General features: G+C 79.0%; 1 protein-coding gene. It reads right to left on the bottom strand.

All coding sequences use genetic code 11. The features are described from left to right. A partial coding sequence (locus BEN49_RS28210) for a hypothetical protein (protein WP_158022982.1) occupies positions 1-243 on the bottom strand: 243 nt, incomplete at both ends.

Raw genomic sequence — 243 nt, 5'->3', positions numbered from 1 at the left:
TGGGGGCCCTGGGCGCCGCCACGCGCTGCGCTTGGCCGCGGCCTTGCTCCTGCCGGTGCTGGCCGGGGCTCTGCTGCTGGCCGGCCTGGCCCGGCACTGCTTCCGTTTCTGAGACGCCCGCGCTGGCCGCTTCCCGCCAGCAGCTGGGGGCCCTGGGCGCCGCCACGCGCTGCGCTTGGCCGCGGCCTTGCTCCTGCCGGTGCTGGCCGGGGCTCTGCTGCTGGCCGGCCTGGCCCGGCACTG

Source organism: Hymenobacter coccineus (genome assembly GCF_001816125.1).
Classification (GTDB): Bacteria; Bacteroidota; Bacteroidia; order Cytophagales; family Hymenobacteraceae; genus Hymenobacter; species Hymenobacter coccineus.
This window is presented reverse-complemented; position numbering and strand designations above follow the sequence as displayed.